Here is a 23,849-nt window from a genome sequence, read left to right as displayed (position 1 = left end):
ATTTAGGGTTCTTTTAGAACAGGTAAGATACGCCCAAACCGGACTGATAATTTTTATGACCGCCAGTGAGTTCTAGACCGACGCTCGCATCCAACTGCATACGATCCGAAACGGCATACGTCAGACCTGAAGCCAAAGACACTTCCTGATCGGTACTCTCTGCTTTGCGATAAACCAGCTCAGAAAAGCCCGATAAATTACCCGCAATGTGATATTCCATTCCCGGAATTGCACTCACAGCCCAATCACCATCTTGAACCTCATAACGCATGGTCATTGAAGTCCCAATTGTATCGCTATAATCATAAGCCACGGCTGAAGTCAGACTATAAATGTCATCTTCAGCACTAAAGCCTTCATTGCCTGTCGCAATAATAGCTTCAGCAAGAATAGCCATCGACAATTTCTCATCATTCAAATCAATGGCTTTTTTCAGGCCAATGCTGACATCACCCAAACCATCGTCTTCAACTGAGCGACCCGCAACTTTGGTTTTAGACCATGTAGGACCTTGCCAACCCAATTGCAATTCCAAATCTTTTGCCAAACCAGTACGGAATAACATGTCTGCATTTAAAGTGGTGTTTTTTACTTTTTCACCATTTTCATCACGACTTTCACTATAGCTCGCTGCTGGCAAACTTTGTTCCCATGCCAAACGACCTACAGGGGTAATGCCTGTGCCCATACCCGCGCCCGGACGGTCAAATGAAAAATCCGCCGCAAATGCAGACAGGCTCAAACTGGATAATGTTGCAATGCTTAAAACTTTAAATACAGTCATGTTTTTACTCACAATTATGCTAATTCTTTGGTCATTTTTGCGCCATGGCTACGCAAAAGCTCCAAGGTTTGTTTTTCTTCTTCCAATGCTTCCGACCAATTTACCGCGTCAAAATCACAGTCAAAAAATAATTCACTAATCGACGACAAAATGGTTAAACCATCGCTATCAATCATATTTGGATTCACTTTTTCATCCAATAAACGCTGTACCGCAGGGACACATGCTGCACTCGCGGCATCCCATAATGGACCATAAATTTCTTCAGCATCCCATAAATGCACATTGGCTTTGGCTTGAATCAGCGCTTCCAAGATTTGCATATGTACGTCTAAATGTTGTGTTTTCTGTTCTGCTGTTAAGGGTTGGCCTGCTTCATACGCTTCGCAAACCATTTCCCACCATTTAAACAAACCATCAGACCATACAGAAACCGCAGGTCCTTTTTCAAAGTCGATAAAATTTGGATTAAGACCATCTGCCAACAGGCGTTGCACCTGTGCAAGATCTTGTTCTTCTAACGCTTGCACAAAAAGCTGTTGTTGCGCTGTTAACATCTGGAAAGCTCACTTCAATTTATTTTGATCTATTATGCCGAATAAAGCTGCGTTTGTTTGAATTTCATGTAAAACAAAATACAAAACACACAAAAAAAGCCCCGCAGGGCTTTTTTTAAATTTTGAGACTTATTCGTCATCTACGCTGTCATCTGCTTCAGCAAAAGCAGGTTGCGTACTGCGTGGGTTCTCTTTCTTTTCGAACACATGTTCAAGACTACGTTTAAGTCGATCAATTGCACCGTGAATAGCTGTATCTACATTATGACCACGATGGTTGACCACGACAGGTTTCAAACCTGCTGGACGTGCTTCAATCATACATTTGATGTCGTCGCTGCCGCCCTTGTCCCCATTTTCATCACTTAAATGCACCGAAAAGTGGGTAATGCGTTCACTATGGCGCTGAAATTCTTCATTAAGTTCTGCACGAACGTATGTAATTAATCGATCACTATTAGGAATGTTTTTATCTGTACGGATTTCTATGTTCATAATATCATCCTCATATCTATCTGTAATATCTATAAATATTTGTGCAAAACTTATTATCTTGGCACGTTACATTTGCTGTAAATGTTACAGCAATGACCATCTTCAACTTTGTATGGAACGTCGTCCTCCACATTGAATGATGAACACTTTAGAGTCTGCAGATCCGTGTCCTTATACTTCGAATATCGGTCTTAAGTTAGAATTTTGCAAGTGCTATTTTGATATTTTTTTAATATCCATAAAAAAGTAAGACTTTATTGTAGATTTGCATTGTTTTAATTGATTTGGGTCATATTTTTGTGCATTTCCTCGACGCCCACCTTCTATTTGCACAATTCCATTCAAACTCAAAATCTCGCTTTTACCGTCATCGATCATTCACAGCGTATTTCCCCTTCAAATTACAAAACAATTTTGCCGTTGAGTAAAATTTGGCTTTATTTTTGCTTAATAATCTGTATGCTTTCAGTGCTTCTCGGGGGAGATATTTTTTAATGAAACTTACACAAATCGTTGCATCATGTGCATTAGCATCTGCTGCTGCTTTCACTCAAGCTTCACCTATCGTATGGCAAGATTTCAGCTTAACTGGCCTATATGGTGAAAATTATGTTGTGCCTTTTGATGGTGACAACAATGAACAGAAAACGATCACAGCTGAATATGCCGCTAAACTGAAATATTCAGATGTATTCTTCTTCGTTGACCAAGCTTGGGACAAAGATGATGAAGCATCGACTTACCTTGAGCTTGCACCGCGCCTTAGCTTAGGCGAAGTTTCTGGTAAAGACCTTTCTATGGGGCCGATCAAAGACGTTCTGATTGCAACGACTTGGGAACATAATGCGGGTTACGATCACCACAACTCTGAATTTAACAACTTCTTGTACGGTGTAGGTTTCTCTCTCGATATTCCATATACACAATATGCAAATGTGAACTTCTATAAAGCGGCAAACGACAAGACTAAAGATGATTATCAAATGACAATCACTTATGCAGTGCCGTTCAAATTAGGTTCAGAAGAGTTTTTAGCAGATGCCTTCCTAGACTGGTCTACTGCTGAAGCAGACCATGCAAGTGAATTAAACTGGACATCTCAGTACAAATGGAATCTGGGTAAACACATTTCACCAAAAACTAAATTATATGTTGGTATCGAACATTCAGTTTGGAACAACAAATATGGCCTGAAAGGTCAGGACCAAAACGATGTCAGCGCTTTGGTGAAATACCACTTCTAAGTTCGACTCAGAACGCGATGAAGAAAAAAGCAAGGTTCATCACCTTGCTTTTTTTATGCCTAAGTTTTTAAATTGACTTTATTTTTATCAGAAATTTGCGCATGTCTTTTCTCATTCGACCTGCAACTCCACAAGACTTAGCGGCCATTCTCGCAATCTATAATCATGAAGTTCTCAACGGCTTTGCGACATGGAATGATCAAGCTTACACTCTTGACTCTTTTCAACAGAAATTGCTGGATTTCCAAAAGCAAAATTTTCCTTTTGTGGTGATTGAAGATCAGGATCAACAGCAAATCGCCGGTTATGCTGACTATGGTTCTTTCCGCCATTTTGCTGGCTATCGACATACTGTTGAGCATTCTGTCTATATTGACCCAAACTATGCTCGACAGGGTCTTGGTCAGCAATTATTAGAGCACCTAATTCAGCATGCAAAAAGCCAAAGTATGCATGTCATGATCGCTGGCATTGATCACGGCAATAGCGCCTCGATTGCCCTGCACAAAAAATTAGGCTTTAAGCAAACAGGTTATATGCCCAAAGTGGGACAAAAGTTTGGTGAATGGCGTGATCTGGTCCTGATGCAACTTCAGTTATAACCCGTGTTGAGCTGTGTTTATGGTAATTTATCCAAACGAATACCATCTTGAATTACACTCAGCACCGATAAATTATGACGCACCGCATCACGATAAAGATCTTGTAACTGTAAAAAAAGTAGTTTTAATTCGGCCAATTTAAGCTCTTGCTCAGGTGCGGTTTCTGCAATCGTGACCAAATAACGTTTTTTGATTTCATCCACGCTTAACTGTTGTAATGCCTGATGGATTTCTGCAACGCGAACTACAGTATTGTAATGCACTGCAAGGCTCAGTCCCGGTCGTCGCTCTGACAAAGGATGTTCTGCCTGAATGGCATAACTCAGTGCCGCAACTGAATCACTGTTCACGCTTAATAATGGATTCAACTCTTGCCACGCTTCCCCTAAAAAAAAGGAGTGTTGTACAAAAGGTGAATCCAAGACATCTTGAGGGGTTTCTGCTTCTAAAATCAGTGTTTCCAAATCATTCGGTGGGATCAAATATAATATCGCGTCCATATTCTTATCTTCTTGTTATGTCGTACATTTAGATTAATGTAATCCACACAAAAATAAAGCAGATATTTTGTATATTCGACTGCAGTTGATCGAATACTGATGGATGCCCATTCGCCCTTTACCAAAGTTTCAGTACTGCACTTAGCATCACTGAAGCACGACATGCTGAAGCTTCAAATGACGATACTGAGAACAACTTAAGCTTATGGTTTAAAACAAAAAAAATTTATGCCACTCGTTTTTTTGATGCCATTTCCATGACCAGCAACGATTTTTTGAGCGTAGTAAATTGAATGAAAAGAGTAACGAGCTTGATTGATACAAGCCCGCCACACATCGCAGTCAACTAAATGTTAAATCGCCACCAATTCCCGAATGCCTTTTTCAGGCATTTCACTACCGACACCTTGTGCAATCACTTGCCCCCGCGCCATCACGGTATATTCATCTGCCAGTTCTTCTGCAAAATCATAAAACTGTTCAACCAAAACAATCGCCATTTCTCCGCCATCAGCTAACTGACGAATCACACGACCAATGTCTTTAATAATCGACGGCTGAATGCCTTCAGTCGGTTCATCTAAAATCAATACCCGCGGTTCGGAAGCGAGCGCACGGGCAATCGCCAATTGCTGCTGCTGACCTCCAGATAAATCTCCACCTCGTCGATGTTTCATTTCATCCAATACGGGGAAAATCTCATAGAGATGTTCTGGCACTTTTCGGGTTTTAGCGCCTTTAAATTTTGCCATCCCAATCAAAATATTTTCTTCAACGGTCAAGGTTGAAAAAATGTCCCGTCCTTGCGGTACATAAGCCAATCCTTCGCGTACACGTTGCTCTGGACTCAGTTTAGAAATATCTTTGCCATCCAGTAAGATCTGCCCAGACTTGATCGGTAACATACCCATTAAACATTTTAATAAGGTGGTTTTACCCACACCATTTCGCCCGAGCACCACTGAACACGCCCCCACGGGAGCGGCAAATGTCACATCTCTTAAAATATGACTGCCACCATAAAACTGATTGACGTCTTTGACTTCTAACATGGTCTGCTCCTTAACGTCCAAGATATTTTTCAATGACATCTTCATTGGCTTGGACTTCGGCCAATGTACCCTCGGCCAAAATCGCACCTTGCGCCAACACGGTGACTTTTTCACTGATGGTGTCAATAAAGCTCATGTCATGTTCAACCACGATAAGGGTATGGTTCTTTTTCAACTCTAAACATAGCTCTGCGGTACGCTCTGTTTCAGCATCGGTCATCCCTGCTACGGGTTCATCTAGCAGAATCAACTTTGGACGCTGCATCAGTAGCATGCCTATTTCTAACCACTGCTTTTGACCATGTGACAACAGCCCTGCCGGTTTATGGATTAATTCTTCTAAGCGGATTTGTGCTAAAGATTCGTCCAAGGCATTTTGCGCATCTGGATCGAGTTTGCTGAAGAAACTCTTTTTCACCCGTTTATCTTTCGGTGCTGCCAATAACAGGTTTTCCATCACAGTAAAATTTTCAAATACAGTAGGCTTTTGAAACTTACGACCGATCCCAGCTTCTGCAATTTGCTCTGTACTCATTTTTGCCAAATCATAGGTTTGCCCAAAAAAAGCCGAACCTTCTGTCGGACGAGTTTTCCCTGTAATCACATCCATCAGCGTGGTTTTGCCTGCACCATTGGGACCAATGATGCAGCGCAGCTCACCTTCTTTGATATATAACGACAAATCATTTAATGCACGGAAAGAATCAAACCAGACACTGACTTTTTCTAAATACAAGGCAATGCCGTGACTGAAATCCGCACCCTGCTCCTTTGGTCGTCCATAACCTTCAGCAGCATGACCGCCATGCGGTTGAACCCATTGATCATTCATTCGCTGCGCTCCTTTTTAAACCGCTCTAATAACCCAATCACACCTTTTGGCAGGAATATCGTTACCACAATAAACAGCGCACCTAAAATCAATAGCCATGCCTCTGGATAAGCCACCGTGAAATAGGTCTTCACCCCATTGATTAAACCTGCACCCAGTATCGGGCCAATCAGCGTACCGCGACCACCTGCAGCCACCCACACCGCCATTTCAATCGAATTGACAGGGTTCATCTCACTCGGGTTAATAATACCGACTTGGGGGACATACAGAGCGCCTGCAATCCCTGCAATCACGGCGGACAAAACCCATGCAGAGAGCTTGTACCATAAGGTACGGTAACCTAAATATTGCAAACGGTTTTCACTGTCACGAATTGCACCAAGGACGCGCCCATAGGGTTTATTCATCAGGTGACGTAAACCGACAAAACAGACAAGCAAAGTCAGTGCCGTGAGGAAACACAAGGTTGCACGCATTGGTGCAGAGGTAATATCCATACCTAAGATGGTTTTAAAACCGGTAAAGCCGTTGTTACCGCCAAAGCCTGTTTCATTGCGGAAAAACAGTAGCGCCGCAGCAAAGGTCATGGCTTGGGTAATAATTGAAAAATACACGCCTTTAATTTTTGAGCGGAAGGCAAAGAAGCCAAAAATGAAGGCAATCAGTCCTGGGACCAAAACCACCAAAGCCAATGCCCACACGATATGTTCAGTACCCATCCAGTACCACGGTAGCTCGGTCCAACTCAAAAAGCGCATAAAGTCGGGTAAGCCATCGCCTGCCGCTTCACGCATGAGATACATACCGAAGGCATAGCCGCCCAAGGCAAAGTACAGACCATGCCCTAAGCTTAAAATGCCGGCATAGCCCCAAACCAAATCTAAGGCCAATGCCACCAAGGCGAGACACATAATCTTGCCAATGAGCGTGACCCAATACGCTGATAAATGCAGTGCTGAATCGGCGGGTAATACATGTAACCAAGGTAAAATCAGTAAAATGGCAAAGCACACGGCAATCGCCATACCGCTATAGGGTTTATCCGATAATAACGAAGTGATTTTCATGCGCTTACTCCACAAAACGGCCTTTGATGGCAAACAAACCTTGTGGACGTTTTTGAATAAACAAAATCACAAGAACCAGTAGAATAATTTTCGCTAAGACTGCACCCATGCCGATTTCCAGCACTGTGCCACTGACACCTAGACCTAAAGCCGCCAATACTGCGCCCCATACTTGGCCAACACCGCCAACCACAACCACCAAGAACGCATCGATAATATAGTTTTGTCCTAGGTCAGGACCGACATTGCCGACTTGTGCTAAGGCACAGCCTGCCAGACCTGCAAGCCCCGAACCTAAACCAAAAGCCATCATGTCAATGCGGCTAGAACGGATACCTACGGCCTGTGCCATTTGACGGTTTTGCGTCACGGCACGAACAAATAAACCAAAGCGGGTTTTATTCAGCAAGTAAACCAGTAATAGGAGTACCGCAACGGTAAAGCCAATAATGGCAATACGGTTATAAGGCAGCATCAGACTCGGTGTCACAGCAATGCCCCCTGACAGCCATGAAATATTCGACACCTCAACGTTCTGCGCACCAAAAACCATGCGCACCACTTGCATTAAAATTAAGCTCACACCAAAGGTGGCTAATAGTGTTTCCAATTGACGGCCATACAAGGGACGAATAACAGTACGTTCAATCAACATGCCGATCAAAGCACTTACAATAAATGCAGCAGGAATCGCGGCAATCAAGTACCAATCGACATAGCTACTGAGATAACTCTTAAACAGGCTTTGCACCACATAAGTGGTATAGGCCCCGATCATGATCAGTTCACCATGCGCCATGTTAATCACGCCTAGCAGACCATACGTAATGGCTAAGCCCAACGCCGCCAGTAGTAAAATACTGGCCGTGCTGAGACCTGAAAAGACATGTCCAGTCCATTCACTGGCCTGAATACGAGTTTTAATATTGCTCTTGGCTTCTGTCAGTGCGGCTTTTAACTCAGGATGCAGGTTGGCTTGTTGTAATTCCTGTTCCACCATCGCCAACACATCGGGACGGTTAGAATCTTGCAGCACTTTGGCCGCCTGTATTTTTTGTAAAACATCAGGGTTTTGATAATCCAAGCGTGCTTTGAGCTGCGCTAAACGGGCTTTAACTTTGTTATTTTTTTCATTTAAATACAATTGATTAATATTTTTAACATCCAACTCAGCCAAGTTATTTTCTAAAATATCAATTGCATCCAAACGTTGGTTTAAATCATCCGATTGCAGCTTTTCTTTCGCTTGCGCAAACGTTAAGGCTTTACGAAGGGTATTCACCAAGGTGACTTGAGATAAATCGGCAGGCCAATCCGTCACGGTTTGCAAATCAGGATAGCTCAATAATTTTTCGTCAGTTTCTAAAATATAGGTTTGACCGCTTTGACCACTATATAACTGGTCTTTTTCGACCAATGCGGCCAACTGATCTAAGGATTCAATATCGCCCGGCCATTGATTCAGTAAACTGCGGCGCTCGGTAAAACTACCGCGAACAAATTGCTGAATGGCGTCACCTTGCTGCACAGATTGCACCGTAGGCACGACATTCGCTGCAGTTTCTGCATGCACGATTTGCAGACAGAATAATTGGCTCAGGAATAGAAAAAGGATCGGGAAATTGCGTAATTTTTTCATCTTATAAGCATCCCTATTGAGTAATAGAACAACCCCATCTAGGGATCACATCAAAACATGCCCACTACACAATGGCAGTAGGCATTTGGATTGAATTATTTCGGGATGTACGGGCTCCATGGCTCTGCAGCAATGGTTTTTGCGGTTTTGTGCACCACATCAAACTGACCATCGGCACGGATCTGACCAATCATGACTGGTTTATGCAAATGATGGTTCGACGCATCCATTTGCAAGGTATAGCCCGATGGCGCTTTAAATTCTTGGCCGGCCATAGCTTCACGCACTTTATCGACATCTGTGCTTCCTGCTTTTTCTACCGCTTGTTTCCACATATTGATGCCGACATAGGTAGCCTCCATCGGGTCATTGGTCACAAATTTATCGGCATTTGGCAGTTTGTATTCCACGGCATACTGCTTCATTTTATTGGTGAATTCAGTATTCACTGGATTTTTCACCGACATGAAGTAGTTCCACGACGCCAAGTGTCCTACCAGCGGCTTGGTATCGATACCGCGTAATTCCTCTTCACCCACAGAGAACGCCATCACTGGAATATCCGCAGCTTTGATGCCTTGGTTGCCCAATTCACGATAGAACGGCACATTTGAATCGCCGTTAATGGTCGAGATCACAGCAGTCTTTTTCCCTGCCGCAAACTTCTTCACATTGCCCACAATGGTTTGATAGTTGCTATGACCAAATGGGGTATATTCTTCCATGATGTCTGCATCGGCAATGCCTTTCGACTTCAAAAATGCACGTAAGATTTTGTTGGTGGTACGTGGGTAAACATAGTCTGTGCCCAATAGTACAAAGCGTTCTGCCTTACCACCCTCTTCACTCATCAGATATTCAACAGCAGGAATCGCTTGCTGATTCGGTGCTGCACCTGTGTAGAAAATATTTTTAGACTGTTCCTGACCTTCATACTGAACAGGGTAGAACAATAAGCCATTTAATTCTTCAACCACGGGTAAAACCGACTTACGAGATACCGACGTCCAGCAACCAAAAATCACGGCTACTTTGTCTTGGGTAATCAACTGACGGGTTTTTTCCGCAAATAGTGGCCAGTCCGATGCCGGATCCACCACCACAGGTTCTAGTTTTTTGCCCAATACCCCGCCATTGGCATTAATTTCATTAATCGCCATCAAGGCCGTATCTTTTAGAGAAGTTTCTGAGATCGCCATCGTGCCTGACAGCGAATGTAAGATCCCGACTTTAATAGTATCGCCACTTGCTGCAGCGGCTTTTGGTTCTGATGTAGCGCTTTCTGTTTTTTCTTCTGCAGGTTTTGAACAGCCCGTTAAAGCAATCGCCCCAGTCATCGTTGCCGCTAAAATACTTTTAGCAAATACATTGCGTTGAAACATTATTCACACTCCCAACCTAAGCTTGTAATTCACATTTTTAAAATGCATTTGTTGTCTTTCATCACAACAGAGCAATTCAATAACTGTGCCAAGCCTTATTTTTTATTTTGATTGAGTGCTTTTATTTATTTTTAAATGTTATTTTTCACATAGTTACAATCATAAAATTTGCTTTTAATTTTTTATGGGTCGATTCAAAAATCGTAAAATCACCGCAAAGATGCATACAAACTTGTATCCAACATTTGACCTATAATTGAACAATTTTGCGACGTTTTTCAAAAAACACGGTGTTTTGGCACACAAATCATGCAGCTTTTCCTAAATTTGAAGCAAAAAAAAAACCACTTGCGTGGTTTTTTCCTTGTTGCAATTTTAAACCGCTAAATCGGCCAAATTACCCTTCTGTTCCAACCAATATTTACGGTCTGAAGAGCGCTTCTTCGCCAATAATTTGTCGAGTAAACCTGAAGTAAACTGTACGTCATCCAAGTCCAGTTGCACTAAACGACGTGTATCGGGATCCATAGTCGTTTCACGCAGCTGACTCGCGTTCATCTCGCCCAATCCTTTAAATCGAGTGATTTGAGGATTTTTGGTTTTACATTTCTTTAAGATGCTTTCTAGTTCATCTTCATCCAAGGCATAGTGCACATCTTTATTGTCATCTATACGGAACAGCGGTGGCATCGCCACAAACAGATGCCCTTCCTCAACCAAAGTATGGAAATGTTTGACGAACAGTGCGCAAAGTAAAGTTGCAATGTGCAAACCATCCGAGTCGGCATCGGCCAAGATACAAATCTTGCCATAACGGAGTTCTGACAAGTCGTCACTGCCCGGATCAACGCCAATGGCAATCGCAATATCATGTACTTCTTGCGATGCCAAAACTTCGTCTGAAGACACTTCCCAAGTATTTAAAATCTTACCACGGATCGGCATGATCGCTTGGAAGTTCTTATCACGTGCTTGCTTGGCAGAACCACCTGCAGAATCCCCTTCCACAATAAACAGTTCTGATTCTTCGAGGGTATGACCTACACAGTCAGCCAATTTACCTGGTAAAGCTGGACCTGAAACGATCTTTTTACGTTCAACTTTTTTCGCAGCTTTTAAACGGCGACCAGCCTTAGCAATCACCATTTCAGCCAGTTGCATAGCAATATCGGAGTTTTGATTCAGCCACAGTGCAAAAGCATCTTTGGCAATATTTAACACCACACCAGAGGCTTCACGGCTTGAAAGTCGTTCTTTGGTCTGACCTGAGAATTGTGGCTCTTGGAATTTCAAAGACAGAATAAAGTTGACGCCATCCCAGACATCTTCGGCAGATAGCTTCATATTCCGTGGCAATAAATTCCGTAATTCACAGAATTCACGAATCGCATCTGTCACACCCGAACGTAAACCATTGACATGGGTACCGCCTTGCGCAGTCGGGATGAGGTTGACATACGACTCTTGAATGGACTCACCACCTTCCACATTCCAACAAATCGCAAACTCAGCGCTGGCACGCTCTGCCTCACCGGTCGCCACAAATGCAGGGGCAGGAACGATGTCACGGTCTTGCAGTTCATCCATCAAATAGTCAACCAGACCATTTTCAAACTGCCATTCAATTTTTTCGTTATTGATTTGATCGACATAAATGATTTGTAGACCGGCTGCCAATACTGCTTTGGCTTTTAAATTATGTTTAAGTGCTTTTAAGGCAAATTTAGGAGAGTCAAAATATTTCGCTTCAGGCCAAAAATGCACGGTTGTTCCAGTCGCACGTTTGGCACATTTACCTTCTAAAACTTCCAGCGGCGCAACTGGCTCACCGTGTTCAAAGGCCATTTTATACAGGTTGCCATGACGTTGAACTTCCACCTCAACACGGTTGGACAATGCGTTGACGACAGAAATCCCCACACCATGCAGACCACCTGAAAATTGATAATTGTCTGTGCTGAATTTACCGCCGGCATGTAGTTTGGTCAGAATGATTTCAATCCCGCTTTGACCATACTCAGGATGGATGTCAACTGGCATCCCACGACCATTATCTTCAACTGACAATGAGCCATCTTTATACACTGTCACGGTAATTTTATTGGCATGTCCTGCAAGCGCTTCATCGACGGCGTTATCTATCACTTCCTGCGCCAAATGGTTTGGTCGTGTAGTGTCTGTATACATCCCCGGACGACGACGTACCGGATCTAGGCCAGATAAAACTTCAAGTGATTGAGCCGTATATTGCGTCACGTTGCAAAATTCCCTGCATTTTTGGTTAAAACATTTCTTCAAGCGCTACAGTATATGCTTTTTTATTAAAATGCATATCTCTTGCGATCAGCCGCCATTTTCTTAAACAATTTAAACGTCAAATGATGTCGTAACTGCCCATTTTTTGTATGTTAGATCTGGCATGTCAGCATTTGTATTGGATCATTTTATTTAGACATATTTTTGACAGCATCGGACAAAAACTGCAAGAGCATCGGTATTTTTTCTGCAAAATCATCCATGCCATGTGTTCCTCCCACCTCAGTGATCAGCATAGCCATACCGGCTTGAGCCGCACTATAAAAATCAGCAGCATCTCGATAATCCAAGGTTTCATCACCTTGTTGGAGCAAGACCAACAGTTGATCTGCATTTTCAACCTTAGATACCGCCAAAGCCTGCATTTGATTGAGCTGTGCATCATCCAAGCACCACGTTTCAGTCACCTGATAAGGCAATGCCGTCTCGCCAAATAAATCACGAAATAATTGCCATGGATAGACCGCAGGATTGATGAGCACCGCAGGAATGTGATGCCGTGCCATCAACTGCGTCGCATAAAAACCACCTAAACTACTCCCCACCAAAACCACATCATCCAAACCTTCTATCAGCTCTGACATCTGCTGCATTACCTGTAGCGGTGGCATATTCAAATCTGGCAAATGTACGTGCACACCAATTAAGTTTGCACAATAGCGCCGCAATATCTGTCCTTTCACTGAATTTGAGTTACTTTGAAAACCATGCAAATACACAATATTCATCATTTTGATTCCAAATTGATCTTTAAATTGCTTTAAAAGTGGCATATAAGTGCCAACTGCGTCACATTTTCTAAATTTGAATTTTTAGTAAAATTGTCAGACAAAAGGCATTCACCGACAGGTCTGTTATCGGTATTGTAAAAGCTGTTCGTGAGAATTTTATAAAATAAACAATGAAACTTCAGGCTATTCCAGTAATAAATACAATCGAGGGATAGCATTGAATGTAAGGATAGGAACATTATGCCTAGCTTAACACCATTGCATGAAACCTATTGTAAATGGGACCGCACACCACCCAGTCAAGCTGATGTTCTGGAAGGTTTGGCACAGCTCGTGACAATGCGTTTTAGTGATGTCGTGCATGACTTGATCAAAAACATTCAACGTGAAATTTTAATCAGTATTTTTGGAATGAGCGAACAAGGCTCGAAAGCCTTTCATAAGCAGCCGACCATTGCACGGATTTATGAATTTTCTTACAACACCTTTTTCAATTATGGCAATTATTTACTCGCACCAACGCTGCGTAGCATTATTGAAAAATTCCCACGCTTACACGACAAACCGCTCACGCCATCTTTACATTTTTTAGTGGGCGCGCTGAATGGGGTCTTGGGCGACTATTTACTGAAATATCACAACCCGATGGCCTTACCCATGGTGGTTTACGACCATTATGGTGCGGTACAAAAAGGCGAATTAACCGGTCGTATTACCCTGTTGATTCATGGGCTCTGCATGAATCATCTGTCATGGTCGACAGCCAAATATGGCGGCATTGGTGAAAAATTACTGTCACAACGTGACCACAACACCATGCTGTATTTAAATTACAACACGGGTCGTCGTATTTCGACCAATGGCCGCAGCCTAGCCAATACATTAGAAGATTTGGTCCGTCGCAACCCCGGTATTACCAGTATCGACTTAATTGGTCATAGTATGGGGGGCTTAGTGTCCCGTAGTGCCATTTTTTATGGCAAACAAAATATGTATCAATGGATTCATCAGGTTGAAAATCTAGTCTGCTTGGGCTCACCACATCATGGTGCGGTACTTGAACGTGTCGGATTTCATCTGCAAGATCAATTGGGGCGTTTCCCCTTGGTCAAAATCGTGGGCCACGTGGTGAATATCCGTAGTAACGGCATTTTAGATTTGCGCTATGGCAGCGTGCGTGATGATGATTGGGAACATAATGATGTCCGTATTGGACTCATGGACGACAACCGTAAACCAGCCCCGATTCCATCACATATCAATACATACCTCGTGGCAGGGACCATCGAATATGAACATCGTCGCAATAAAACGCGACATGTGATTGGAGATTACTTGGTCAGTGTGAAAAGTGCATTGGGGGAACACCCAAATGCACGGTATCAACTGAAAGTGCCAGATTCACATAAAGCGATTTTTTATGGTCTGAACCATTTCGAAATTCAGCATCACCCGCAAGTAGCCGAGCAAATCGTGCATTGGTTCTATCCAAACAATGACGATAAAGCTTGTGATCATATCTATGAATTTATGATGGACTTGGAAAGTATGGAAGGCATTGCCCTGACCTAAGGTAAACTTCCCCCATTCAGACTCGTAAAAAAAGCCCTCAACTGAGGGCTTTTTTATGTATCAATAAATTAAAATTTATCACGTAAACGTGGCACTGGTCTGCTTGGATATTTACGCAATAACTGCCAAAGACTGAGCAAGGTTAATACCGCAAAAAACACCAATGACCAAACCGGTAACGATTGCCCCAAGAACGCCCAATCCACTTTGGCACATTCACCAGAACCCGTCAGTACTTGCTCAAAGACCGATTTTAAAGGCAGCGTTTCTACCCAATAATCCAGTCCCGGACCACAACTCGGTACTTTATCTGGCGGTAAGTTTTGCAGCCAAATATGACGCGCAGCCACCCCAGCAGACCATAGAATTGACAGTGTCCCCAACAATGCGTAAATTCGTTTACCCCAATTCGATGCTGGATTGTGAATCAATGCAATCAATGAAATGATGCCGAGTCCAATCAAACCAATACGTTGGAATACGCACAACGGACAAGGTTCTAAGCCTTGTACATGTTCTAAAAACAGCGCAAAAGACATACCGATCACGCTGGCTAAAAACAACAAACCACTCACGAAGCGGAAACTCCATTTCATGGTAAATCCTCTTAAAATTTTTTATCTAAAGTTTTTCAAATATTCTTCAAAACTCAAGGTGCAGTCTTGCTCAAGTTGAGCCTGTTTTTCTAAAGACTGCTCAGCAACTTGTGCAAAATATGCTGCAATTTCTGGGCTCAAGACATGCTGCTCATACACTTCAGCATGTTGTAAGGCCATAAAGCTACCAAAGCCCCAAGTTCCACCTTGTTCTAAAGTATCGCTAATCATACGTGCCGACAATGTTTCATCGACTTCATCGATGCGTGATTGCATCACAGCCATTGCCTGAGTGTAAATATCTGTATTGTAAGAATCATCCAGCAATTCAGCCAACGGTTGCATCGCAGCGACATGTGTACGACACCATGTTTCAATTGGAACCGCTTGGCCTTGCTGTAAAATCACTGCGTTTGGCGCACGACCACGGTTTACCACTTCCGCCTGATTTTTCTCAATTTCATTTTGTTCGGCATCTAACAATGCTGGGCTGTCTTGCAATAAACAGTACAAAGCCACCACTTCGAGCAAGCCTGCCGTGTCTTCATTGATCCCAATCGGGCTATAAGGATTGACATCTACCGCGCGTAATTCAACATAACCTACGCCACGATTTTGCAGGGCTTCAGACGGTGTTTCACCATCCTGCGGCACTTGTTTCGGACGAACCAAACTGTAGTACTCATTTTCAATTTGCAACACATGGTCATTAATTTGAATCGGTTCACCGTGTTCATCATTTAAACCTAAATGACTAAATGCGGCATATGGGGTATGGACCGCTTTTTGCAAACCTTCCAAATATGCCTGAATATCGTTGTAGTGAATCCCTAACTGTTTTTGTGCCGAATTTTGATAGCCAAAATTTCCCATACGCAGTGCCGTCGCATAAGGTAAAAATAGCGTGCCTTTTAAGAGCGGTAACAGCTGATGTTCTCGTCCAGTCATAAAACATTTACACACCGACGGGCTCGCTCCAACCAAAAACATCACCAATGGCGTTAAACGAATAAAATTACGGATCAGGCCGAAATAACGATGACTGCGATAATCCTGTAAGCTCAATGCCTTGAGGGCGTCGTCAGTTTCGTGTTGTTGCAGTGCTTCAAAGAAATGATCTGGGAAGGATAAATTATAATGCACCCCTGAAATGGTCTGCATCCGGCGACCATAACGCACCCCTAAACCACGACGGTACAAGGTTTTAAAACGTCCTATATTCGAGCTGCCATATTGCGCTAAACGAATACTGTCTTCGTCTTTATCCAACATGCATGGCATCGACAACGGCCAAAGTTTTTCACCATGTTCTAAATGCGTATGCGCAACAGCATGAATATCTTGCAGATAGTTCAACGCCTCTGTAATGGTTTCTTTTGGCGGCGTGATAAATTCCATCAAAGCTTCAGAATAGTCTGTCGTAATATGCGGATGAGTCAAAGCCGCACCCAAGGCTTGGGGATGGTCGGCCTGAGACAAGAAACCGTTGCTTTGCATACGTAAGCTTTCACGCTCAATACCGCGCAACATTCCTTTAATCAGCGAAGAATCTACCCAAGTCGGTAAAATGTCTTGAGAGGTCGATTCGGGTTGACTCATTGCTATCTCGCTTAAATGGAAGAAACTACTAAAATAAAATCATCAGTTTATATCAGTATAACGCGATTTGAAGTGGGCATATGACCCACTGTATAGTTTTGAGACAAACCGTGATTTTATTTTGGCAATTTTTTATCACAAACTTACTCTATATGACATTTGAAATTTGTGATTTTATAAACAAATATATGCTAATAATGCTTAAAACTTATGAATTATCAAGATATTCTCGAATTTTGGTTTAACCCAGAAAATCAGCCCAATTGGTTCGCTAAAAGCAATAATTTTGATGTTTTAATCGAAAAAAAGTTTAAAGACATCCATCAAGCGGCCAGTCAAGCAGAACTGTGGCAATGGCGCACCACAGCCGAAGGTCGATTGGCTGAAATTATTGTTTTAGATCAATTTTCTCGAAATTTATTCCGTGACTCTGGCTTGGCTTTTGCCCAAGATGCACTGGCTTTGGCGCTTGCACAAGAAGCTATCGCGCAGGGTTTAGATCTACAATTAAGCCCTCAACAGCGCTCATTTTTATATATGCCTTTTATGCATAGCGAATCGACAAAAATCCATCAAAGCGCGTTAAAATTATTTGAGCAACTGGGCAATCCGATCAACTTAGAATTTGAAAAAAAGCATAAAGTGATTATCGATCGATTTGGACGTTACCCTCATCGCAATGCGGTATTGGGCAGAACATCCACAGCAGAGGAATTGGAATTTTTAACCCAGCCCAATTCTAGCTTTTAATTGACGGCTTTTGGCCAGTATCTCCCCTTGCCATGAACCGACTAAACAGGAGTGTGCGCATGAACAAACTCATTATCGCAGCAGCCATAACCGCAGCACTGGGCTTCACCGGCTGCGCAAGCACCCCATCGAAGCCTTTAACCTTCGAACAATTGGGTCGTTATGCTGCAACGCCATTAAATGCTCAAAGCTATCGGATTAGCTTCCAAGCTAGACCCAATATGAGCTATGGCACTGCCGAAGAAATCACCTTGGTTAAAGCCGCTCAAACCACCCTACACAATGGCTTTCAATATTTTAAAGTCATGGATGACCCGAGTAATCGGAGTCAAAAACCGCCGCGCCAAGCGGTGATTTACCCAGACCCAATGCCTTATCCATATGGCTATTACCGTCGCCATCCTGGTTTTTGGCCAGGCCCGTTTTATGACGTTCCACAGGTGGTCACACTCGATCCAACTCAAGTTTCCTACAGTATTACTTGCTATAAAGATCGTGCCAAAGCCCCTCAGGATGCCTTTGATGCTCGCTTGATTTTGCAATCACTCGGGGCTAAATATGGTTTAGACAGCCAAGGAAATCCTTTGCCTGTAGCCGCTGAGCCTACCACCAAATAAGTCAACCCATAGAGACCCGATCATTGATGAACCCAACTGAACAGCCTGCTGTTTCACCTAGTCTGCAACGCAGTAAACGCTTCGCCACCATTGCTTTGGTGGTGGCGGTGCTGGCGTGGATTGCATTGATGATTGCAGCTAAATTGCTGCCCGAATACGTCTGGCTCATTCATATTTTAATGCTTTCAGCAGAAGCTGGCGTGGTTGGTGGTTTGGCAGACTGGTATGCGATAACCGTTTTATTTCGCAATCCCTTTGGTCGGATTCCGATTCCTAAATTTTTACGTGATCACACAGAAATTATTCCTCGTAATAAAGCACGCATTGCCGAGTCAATGGGCCGCTTTGTTCAGGAGAATTTTCTTTCACCACAAGTGGTTGAAAAAAGCTTAGCGGAGACGGATCTCTCTCTTGCCGTCGGGAAATGGTTGGCCAATCCGCACAATAATGCGCAAGTGACCCAAGTCATTCAGCAAACGGTACCGAAAATTTTCGAATTTGTCGGTCAGGAACAAATTGGACAATTTATCCAAAATAACAGCGTGCAATGGGTACGCAATACGCAAGTCAACCATCTTGCCAGTGAAATGCTACGGGCAGTTTTAGAAAATGACTTCCATCAAGATGTCCTGCAACGTGGACTGGATTTAGCCCATGATTGGATGCTACAGCATCCTGAACAAACCCGTGATTTATCTCGTCAATTGTTTAAAGAACTTGGTGTTTGGAAGCTCGCCAAAGGTGCGAGCTGGATTGGTATTGATGTACAGCAGCGCACCATTGATTCACTGGTCAGTCGTGTCGAGTCCATGCTTGCTGACCATGAACATCCGTGGCGCCGTAAAATCGAAGACATGGCACAGCAGCTTATGCAGCAACTGGCGGACAATCAGAGTGTTGCCAGCCAACGCCTGAACAGCACCAAAGATGCCATGCTCGATAGTCCACAAATGTTGAATTTTATCAGTGGCGCAGTGGTGATTTTATGCGACGCGATTCGTTCTGATTTAGAAAAACCCGACTCTGGGATTGCACAAAACCTACGTGTCGCCATTCAACAAGTGGGCGAAAATATTGTCTCTAATGTCGCTGTACGCCAATTGCTGAATGAAAAAATGAGTGATATTGCCATCAATCTCTCCGATCAATATAGCGAAAAAGTCATTCGGTTTATCAGTGAGCGTATACACGAATGGGACTCACGTGAAATGATCGATAAGATCGAAAACGAAGTCGGTGGCGATCTACATATGATTCGAGTCAATGGTGTCGTGGTCGGTGGTTTTATTGGCCTCGCACTAGGGATTATTCGTGCCTGTGTAGAATGGCTGCTTTAGCCGCCTGCAGCAGTCCTCCTCAAAGGAGATTGGCCGCAGGTTTGAGCTTTATGCGTAGAACCGTTAAACTTTGCCGATCCGAAAATTTAATAGAACAATAAAATCTATGCACTTACCTGCCATCTATACACTACCATTCATTCTAATCATCAGTAGCTTAAGCGCTTGCCAGACCATTTCCAAAACCAGTAGCACAGTCAGCGACAAAGTGATGGGCATGCTCGGTAAAGAAAAAGCCCCTGAAATCGATAAAAAAGGCACAGTCGATATCAGCAAAAGTACCCAACAACAGTTAGAAATCCTACTGACCAATATGCCGAAAAATCAGTGGGTCTATATTGAAAATGATCAACAAGGCACATCTACCCTCAAAAATAAATCGGCAGACAATTTCACCTTGAGCCTCAAATTGAATTGCAAAATCAGCACTCAGCGCCCTACTTTCAGTTTAAGCAATGCAGATGGCCAAGACATCCTAAAAGCACATGACACGAATGTGGGGCAAATTCAAATTTTGCTCGACAATAAAAACTTTGGAAATCCGTTTGAGACAGCCAATCAGCAAAAGTTCCAAAACTTTAAAACCGCTATCGCTCAAGCTAAAGTCATCAAAGTGTTTAATGCCTCAAAACTCTATACCTTCCAAAACAACAAAGCCGAGTTACTCTCTAAAGCCGTAAGTTGTCGCGATAGCTTATAAATATTCAAGGCAAAATGCAGTAAGTCACCTTTTGACTCAGCTGTGACTTACATGCAGGCTTATTTTGCAGGTGGCTGTGGCCCTGACATATCGACCAACAGGCCTGTAAATTTTCGAACAAACGGCAATAAAATCAGCACAATGGGAAAAGCAATTGCCCAAGAAATCATCCAATTATGCAGCCATAGGGTAAGAAAACCCTCAAACCAACCTAAATTTCTGAGCATATTAATAAACGAAATAATGCCGCTCATGAGACAAGACAAAATAAACGGCACGATAATCAGCGCCCAGCGTGCAGCTAACTTCGGCACATTGCCAAAAATTTTAGGGGTGGGTTGTGACATGTCCATATACTCAAGCAGTGATCCTGAATCGCTAAACCACTTATATCGTTTTACTTCGATATAAGCAATGCTTCACTTTTATCGAATATTTTTTATTCGCAACAAATGGGTTCACCTAAAGAGCCTGAAATTTGCTATATTTACCGTTTTTCTGCGACATTTATTTTTCGACTGATTATGAATACGGCAATACAAGCAGCGCTCGATCATGCAGTGCAATCCCTTCAAGCTGAAGGTGTACTCCCAAATGACTGGAACAATACTAGCAATTTGACCCGAACCAAAGACCGAAGCCACGGTGACTTTGCGTCAAACATTGCCATGATTGCCTCTAAAGCTGCAGGTATGAAGCCGCGTGATTTAGCCGAAAAAATTCTGGCAAATCTTCCAGAAGTCGCAGATATCAGCAAAGCAGAAATTGCAGGTCCTGGCTTTATTAACTTCTTTTTAAATGCTGACCAACGATTTGCTGTCTTAGACCAAATTCAAGCTCAGAAAGATCAGTTCGGTCGTACACAGGCCAATGCTGAAAAACGTGTTCAAGTGGAATTCGTTTCAGCCAACCCAACGTCTAGCCTACACGTGGGTCATGGTCGTGGCGCAGCTTACGGTATGACCGTTGCCAATCTCCTTGAGGCAACAGGTGCCAAAGTTGACCGTGAATACTATGTCAACGATGCTGGCCGTCAAATGGATATCTTGGCGACATCGACTTACTTGCGTTATTTAGAATTGACCGGTCAACAACTGGTCTTCCCTAAAAATGCATACCAAGGCGACTACGTTAAAGAAATCGCACAAAGCATTATCGACAAAGATGGCGATGCTTATGTACGCCCTGTTGCCGACATCTACAAAGATGTTCCAGAAGATGTGCAATATGCCGCTGAACTCGATAGCGAAGGCAATAAAGTCGTAGTTTCAGGCGATAAAGAAAAACACATTGATGGCCTAATTCATAATTCACAAAACCATTTGGCTGCGGGTTACCGTGTGTTCCATCAAGCTGCGCTGAAAGCCATTCTTGATGACATTAAAGATGACCTCGGTGAATTTGGCGTGACTTTCAATCAATGGTTCAGCGAAGCAACCTTGACTGAAAAAATTGATGAAGCATTACAAATGCTCGATCAACGTGGTTTCTTATACGAAAAAGATGGCAACATCTGGTTCAAATCAACTGATTTTGGTGATGAAAAAGACCGTGTTGTGAAACGTCGTAATGGTCAAACTACATACTTCGCATCCGACATTGCTTATCACTTAAATAAACTACAACGCGGCTATACCGATATCATTGATATTTGGGGTTCAGACCACCACGGTTATATTGCACGTGTGAAAGCAGCGATTGATGCGCTTGGCTATGATTCTAAAAAATTGACGGTGCTTTTGGTTCAATTTGTGAGCCTATGGCGTGGCGGCGAGATGGTTCAAATGTCATCTCGTTCAGGTCAATTCGTGACTTTACGCGACTTACGTAAAGAAGTAGGCAACGATGCTGCTCGTTTCTACTATGTCATGCGTAAATCAGAACAACACATTGACTTCGACTTAGACCTTGCTGTGTCTCAAAGTAAAGACAATGCGGTGTACTACATCCAATACGCACACGCACGTATCTGCCGTATGCTCGAAAAAGCGGCTGCGACAGACGTTCAATTCTCTGCTGAAGCTGCACGTCAATTTGCAGCTAAACTTGAGTTAGAAGCTGAAACTGAAGTTCTTGCTAAACTTGCGGCTTACCCTGAAATTGTGGTTCGTGCAGCAAACAGCTATGAACCACACCAAGTGGGTAACTACTTGAAAGAATTAGCGGCGTTGTTCCATGGTTGGTACAACGAAAATAAAGTCTTGGGTGATAATGCAGAACTGACTCAAGCGCGCTTATTACTGTCTGTAAACGTACAGCAAGTTTTACGCAATGGTCTTGAATTATTGGGTGTGAGTGCGCCTGAAAGCATGTAAGCAACCCTTTATGTTGCGAGCACAATAGAAATTCATCGGCATCGCCCATGCACAAACACAGCGCATGGGTTTAAGCGTCATCAATTGCATTGTGCTAAAAAGAATCCTTTTCAATACAGGCTCGAAATGAGCCTGTATTTCGTTTATATTCAGCAATATGTCCGTGTCATCTTGGTTGTGCTGAAATTGTGAAAATTAAACAAATTCCTGATGACACTCATGTAATATATAACAATCAAGACTTGCTACTTTGGGCTGCCCCAAAGTGGTTCGTGACAATTAAAATTAAATGAGGTTTCCACGTGTTTGGAAAAACGCAGCGCGGTGTATCTGATCGGCCAAATAAGCCTAAAAAACCATTGATTCCAGCATGGCTAGGTACACTTGTCATCATTTTAATCGTGTTGAGTTTCTTAGTTGCGCTCATGCTTTGGAAACCTTGGGAGCCTGTGAAGCCAAAAGGTCAAATTACCTCTGAACACTACCAAGAAGAAACCAATAAAGACTATCGTTTCTACGACCTATTGCCTCAGCAACAAGTGACGCCAATTCCTGAACAAGCTGTTCCAGAAACCGAAAATAAAGAAACGGTGGTGATTGTTGATGCACCAGAACAAAAGCCAGTTGAAACCACAGAGCTTGGACTAGAAACCACAGAAACTGCGCCTGTTGCTGCAAGTTATATTCTGCAAGTGCGCAGTTATGATGATCCTGATCAAGCCGATGCACGACGTGCTGAAATTATTTTGAACGGTTTATCTGCCGATGTGATCCAAAGTAATGAAAACGGCAAAGTTTGGTATCGCGTTGTGTCTGGCCCTTATGATTCACAAGAAGCTGCTGTGATTGCACAGCAAACTTTACGTCATAGCAGTATCGACTCGATTGTCGTAAAACGCTAAATTTTGAAATTAAAAAAAAGCGCCTGATGGCGCTTTTTTTTATTCATTCCTTTAATAAAGGGAGGTTAGAAGGGGTTCTTTTTTGAATACATCAGCTTAGCTCAAAAACCTCTCCCTAACCCTCTCCTAAAAGGCATAGGTATCTACACATTTTTTATAAATTGAATGCGATCTGAGCAATCGCATTCAGCTCATCAGACGAATACTCTGACAACAACTGAAGAGTGTTCAATAGTATTGAAAGCCCTGCCAGTATG

The 23,849-nt window shown here is 43.0% G+C and carries 23 protein-coding genes; 9 read left to right on the top strand and 14 right to left on the bottom strand.

Annotation, left to right across the window (positions count from 1 at the left end; translation table 11 throughout):
- Positions 1-13: 13 nt before the first annotated feature.
- The 3 genes from FTU83_RS12325 to FTU83_RS12315 form a co-directional block, all read right to left on the bottom strand.
- On the bottom strand, positions 14-784 hold the full coding sequence (locus tag FTU83_RS12325) for a transporter (RefSeq protein WP_180106731.1): 771 nt from the start codon (positions 782-784) through the stop codon (positions 14-16).
- 14 nt (positions 785-798) lie between these two features.
- Complete coding sequence (locus FTU83_RS12320; protein ID WP_078190592.1) at positions 799-1,341, bottom strand: ankyrin repeat domain-containing protein; 543 nt, start codon at positions 1,339-1,341, stop codon at positions 799-801.
- A gap of 129 nt (positions 1,342-1,470) precedes the next feature.
- The gene (locus FTU83_RS12315; protein ID WP_111885127.1) at positions 1,471-1,836 is read right to left on the bottom strand and encodes an HPF/RaiA family ribosome-associated protein; all 366 of its coding nucleotides are present in this window, start codon (positions 1,834-1,836) and stop codon (positions 1,471-1,473) included.
- Positions 1,837-2,330: 494 nt separating this feature from the next.
- Between FTU83_RS12315 and FTU83_RS12310 the strand changes: the two genes are divergently transcribed.
- Together FTU83_RS12310 and FTU83_RS12305 are read left to right on the top strand one after the other, a co-directional pair.
- A complete protein-coding gene (locus FTU83_RS12310; protein ID WP_180106732.1) occupies positions 2,331-3,080 on the top strand; it encodes an outer membrane protein OmpK in 750 nt (249 codons plus the stop codon).
- A gap of 101 nt (positions 3,081-3,181) precedes the next feature.
- A complete protein-coding gene (locus tag FTU83_RS12305) occupies positions 3,182-3,682 on the top strand; it encodes a GNAT family N-acetyltransferase (RefSeq protein WP_180106734.1) in 501 nt (166 codons plus the stop codon).
- A 17-nt stretch (positions 3,683-3,699) separates the two neighbouring features.
- On the opposite strand, the gene FTU83_RS12300 is transcribed toward FTU83_RS12305, so the two are convergent.
- The 8 genes from FTU83_RS12300 to FTU83_RS12265 form a co-directional block, all read right to left on the bottom strand.
- Entirely contained in the window at positions 3,700-4,182 is a 483-nt protein-coding gene (locus tag FTU83_RS12300) for a DUF1877 family protein (protein ID WP_168379686.1), read from the bottom strand.
- A 353-nt stretch (positions 4,183-4,535) separates the two neighbouring features.
- Entirely contained in the window at positions 4,536-5,234 is a 699-nt protein-coding gene (gene urtE, locus FTU83_RS12295) for an urea ABC transporter ATP-binding subunit UrtE (protein ID WP_180024641.1), read from the bottom strand.
- 10 nt (positions 5,235-5,244) lie between these two features.
- The gene (gene urtD, locus FTU83_RS12290) at positions 5,245-6,066 is read right to left on the bottom strand and encodes an urea ABC transporter ATP-binding protein UrtD (protein ID WP_068532837.1); all 822 of its coding nucleotides are present in this window, start codon (positions 6,064-6,066) and stop codon (positions 5,245-5,247) included.
- Positions 6,063-7,136: an urea ABC transporter permease subunit UrtC gene (gene urtC / locus FTU83_RS12285; protein ID WP_068532834.1), complete on the bottom strand. Its 1,074-nt coding sequence runs from the start codon at positions 7,134-7,136 to the stop codon at positions 6,063-6,065. Before urtC ends, urtD begins: the two co-directional genes overlap by 4 nt.
- A gap of 4 nt (positions 7,137-7,140) precedes the next feature.
- Positions 7,141-8,775 (bottom strand): urea ABC transporter permease subunit UrtB, encoded by a 1,635-nt coding sequence (gene urtB, locus FTU83_RS12280; RefSeq protein WP_180066484.1) that lies wholly within the window; start codon positions 8,773-8,775, stop codon positions 7,141-7,143.
- Positions 8,776-8,870: 95 nt separating this feature from the next.
- The gene (gene urtA / locus FTU83_RS12275) at positions 8,871-10,157 is read right to left on the bottom strand and encodes an urea ABC transporter substrate-binding protein (RefSeq protein ID WP_180004371.1); all 1,287 of its coding nucleotides are present in this window, start codon (positions 10,155-10,157) and stop codon (positions 8,871-8,873) included.
- Positions 10,158-10,532: 375 nt separating this feature from the next.
- A complete protein-coding gene (gene parE, locus FTU83_RS12270; RefSeq protein ID WP_180008637.1) occupies positions 10,533-12,413 on the bottom strand; it encodes a DNA topoisomerase IV subunit B in 1,881 nt (626 codons plus the stop codon).
- Between the two features lie 188 nt (positions 12,414-12,601).
- On the bottom strand, positions 12,602-13,201 hold the full coding sequence (locus FTU83_RS12265) for a YqiA/YcfP family alpha/beta fold hydrolase (RefSeq protein ID WP_180106743.1): 600 nt from the start codon (positions 13,199-13,201) through the stop codon (positions 12,602-12,604).
- A gap of 243 nt (positions 13,202-13,444) precedes the next feature.
- On the opposite strand from FTU83_RS12265, the gene FTU83_RS12260 reads away from it, so the two are divergent.
- A complete protein-coding gene (locus FTU83_RS12260) occupies positions 13,445-14,776 on the top strand; it encodes an alpha/beta hydrolase (protein ID WP_180025879.1) in 1,332 nt (443 codons plus the stop codon).
- 68 nt (positions 14,777-14,844) lie between these two features.
- Here FTU83_RS12260 and FTU83_RS12255 read toward each other — a convergent pair whose 3' ends face one another.
- Positions 14,845-15,372, bottom strand: coding sequence for a disulfide bond formation protein B (locus FTU83_RS12255; RefSeq protein ID WP_180106736.1), 528 nt, complete (start codon positions 15,370-15,372; stop codon positions 14,845-14,847).
- A 21-nt stretch (positions 15,373-15,393) separates the two neighbouring features.
- Positions 15,394-16,971 carry a glutamate--cysteine ligase gene (gene gshA / locus FTU83_RS12250; RefSeq protein WP_180106738.1) on the bottom strand — a complete coding sequence of 526 codons (1,578 nt, stop codon included), beginning with the start codon at positions 16,969-16,971 and terminating at the stop codon, positions 15,394-15,396.
- A 210-nt stretch (positions 16,972-17,181) separates the two neighbouring features.
- On the opposite strand from gshA, the gene FTU83_RS12245 reads away from it, so the two are divergent.
- The 4 genes from FTU83_RS12245 to FTU83_RS12230 all read left to right on the top strand — a co-directional run bounded on the left by FTU83_RS12245 (position 17,182) and on the right by FTU83_RS12230 (position 20,375).
- A complete protein-coding gene (locus FTU83_RS12245) occupies positions 17,182-17,721 on the top strand; it encodes a DUF924 family protein (protein WP_180101683.1) in 540 nt (179 codons plus the stop codon).
- A gap of 59 nt (positions 17,722-17,780) precedes the next feature.
- The gene (locus tag FTU83_RS12240; RefSeq protein WP_180106739.1) at positions 17,781-18,338 is read left to right on the top strand and encodes a hypothetical protein; all 558 of its coding nucleotides are present in this window, start codon (positions 17,781-17,783) and stop codon (positions 18,336-18,338) included.
- A gap of 26 nt (positions 18,339-18,364) precedes the next feature.
- Positions 18,365-19,675, top strand: coding sequence for a DUF445 domain-containing protein (locus tag FTU83_RS12235; protein ID WP_180106744.1), 1,311 nt, complete (start codon positions 18,365-18,367; stop codon positions 19,673-19,675).
- Between the two features lie 106 nt (positions 19,676-19,781).
- On the top strand, positions 19,782-20,375 hold the full coding sequence (locus FTU83_RS12230; protein ID WP_180106741.1) for a hypothetical protein: 594 nt from the start codon (positions 19,782-19,784) through the stop codon (positions 20,373-20,375).
- Between the two features lie 59 nt (positions 20,376-20,434).
- Here the strand turns inward: FTU83_RS12230 and FTU83_RS12225 are convergent, their stop codons facing one another.
- The gene (locus tag FTU83_RS12225; protein ID WP_372491143.1) at positions 20,435-20,722 is read right to left on the bottom strand and encodes a DUF2798 domain-containing protein; all 288 of its coding nucleotides are present in this window, start codon (positions 20,720-20,722) and stop codon (positions 20,435-20,437) included.
- A gap of 177 nt (positions 20,723-20,899) precedes the next feature.
- On the opposite strand from FTU83_RS12225, the gene argS reads away from it, so the two are divergent.
- Positions 20,900-22,690 carry an arginine--tRNA ligase gene (gene argS / locus FTU83_RS12220; protein WP_180004358.1) on the top strand — a complete coding sequence of 597 codons (1,791 nt, stop codon included), beginning with the start codon at positions 20,900-20,902 and terminating at the stop codon, positions 22,688-22,690.
- Between the two features lie 302 nt (positions 22,691-22,992).
- Positions 22,993-23,592, top strand: coding sequence for an SPOR domain-containing protein (locus tag FTU83_RS12215; protein WP_180004357.1), 600 nt, complete (start codon positions 22,993-22,995; stop codon positions 23,590-23,592).
- Positions 23,593-23,849: the final 257 nt, after the last annotated feature.

Source organism: Acinetobacter sp. YH12152 (assembly GCF_013418285.1).
Taxonomy (GTDB): Bacteria; Pseudomonadota; Gammaproteobacteria; order Pseudomonadales; family Moraxellaceae; genus Acinetobacter; species Acinetobacter amyesii.
Note: the sequence above shows the minus strand (reverse complement) of the source record. Positions and strands in the feature narration are given on the sequence as shown.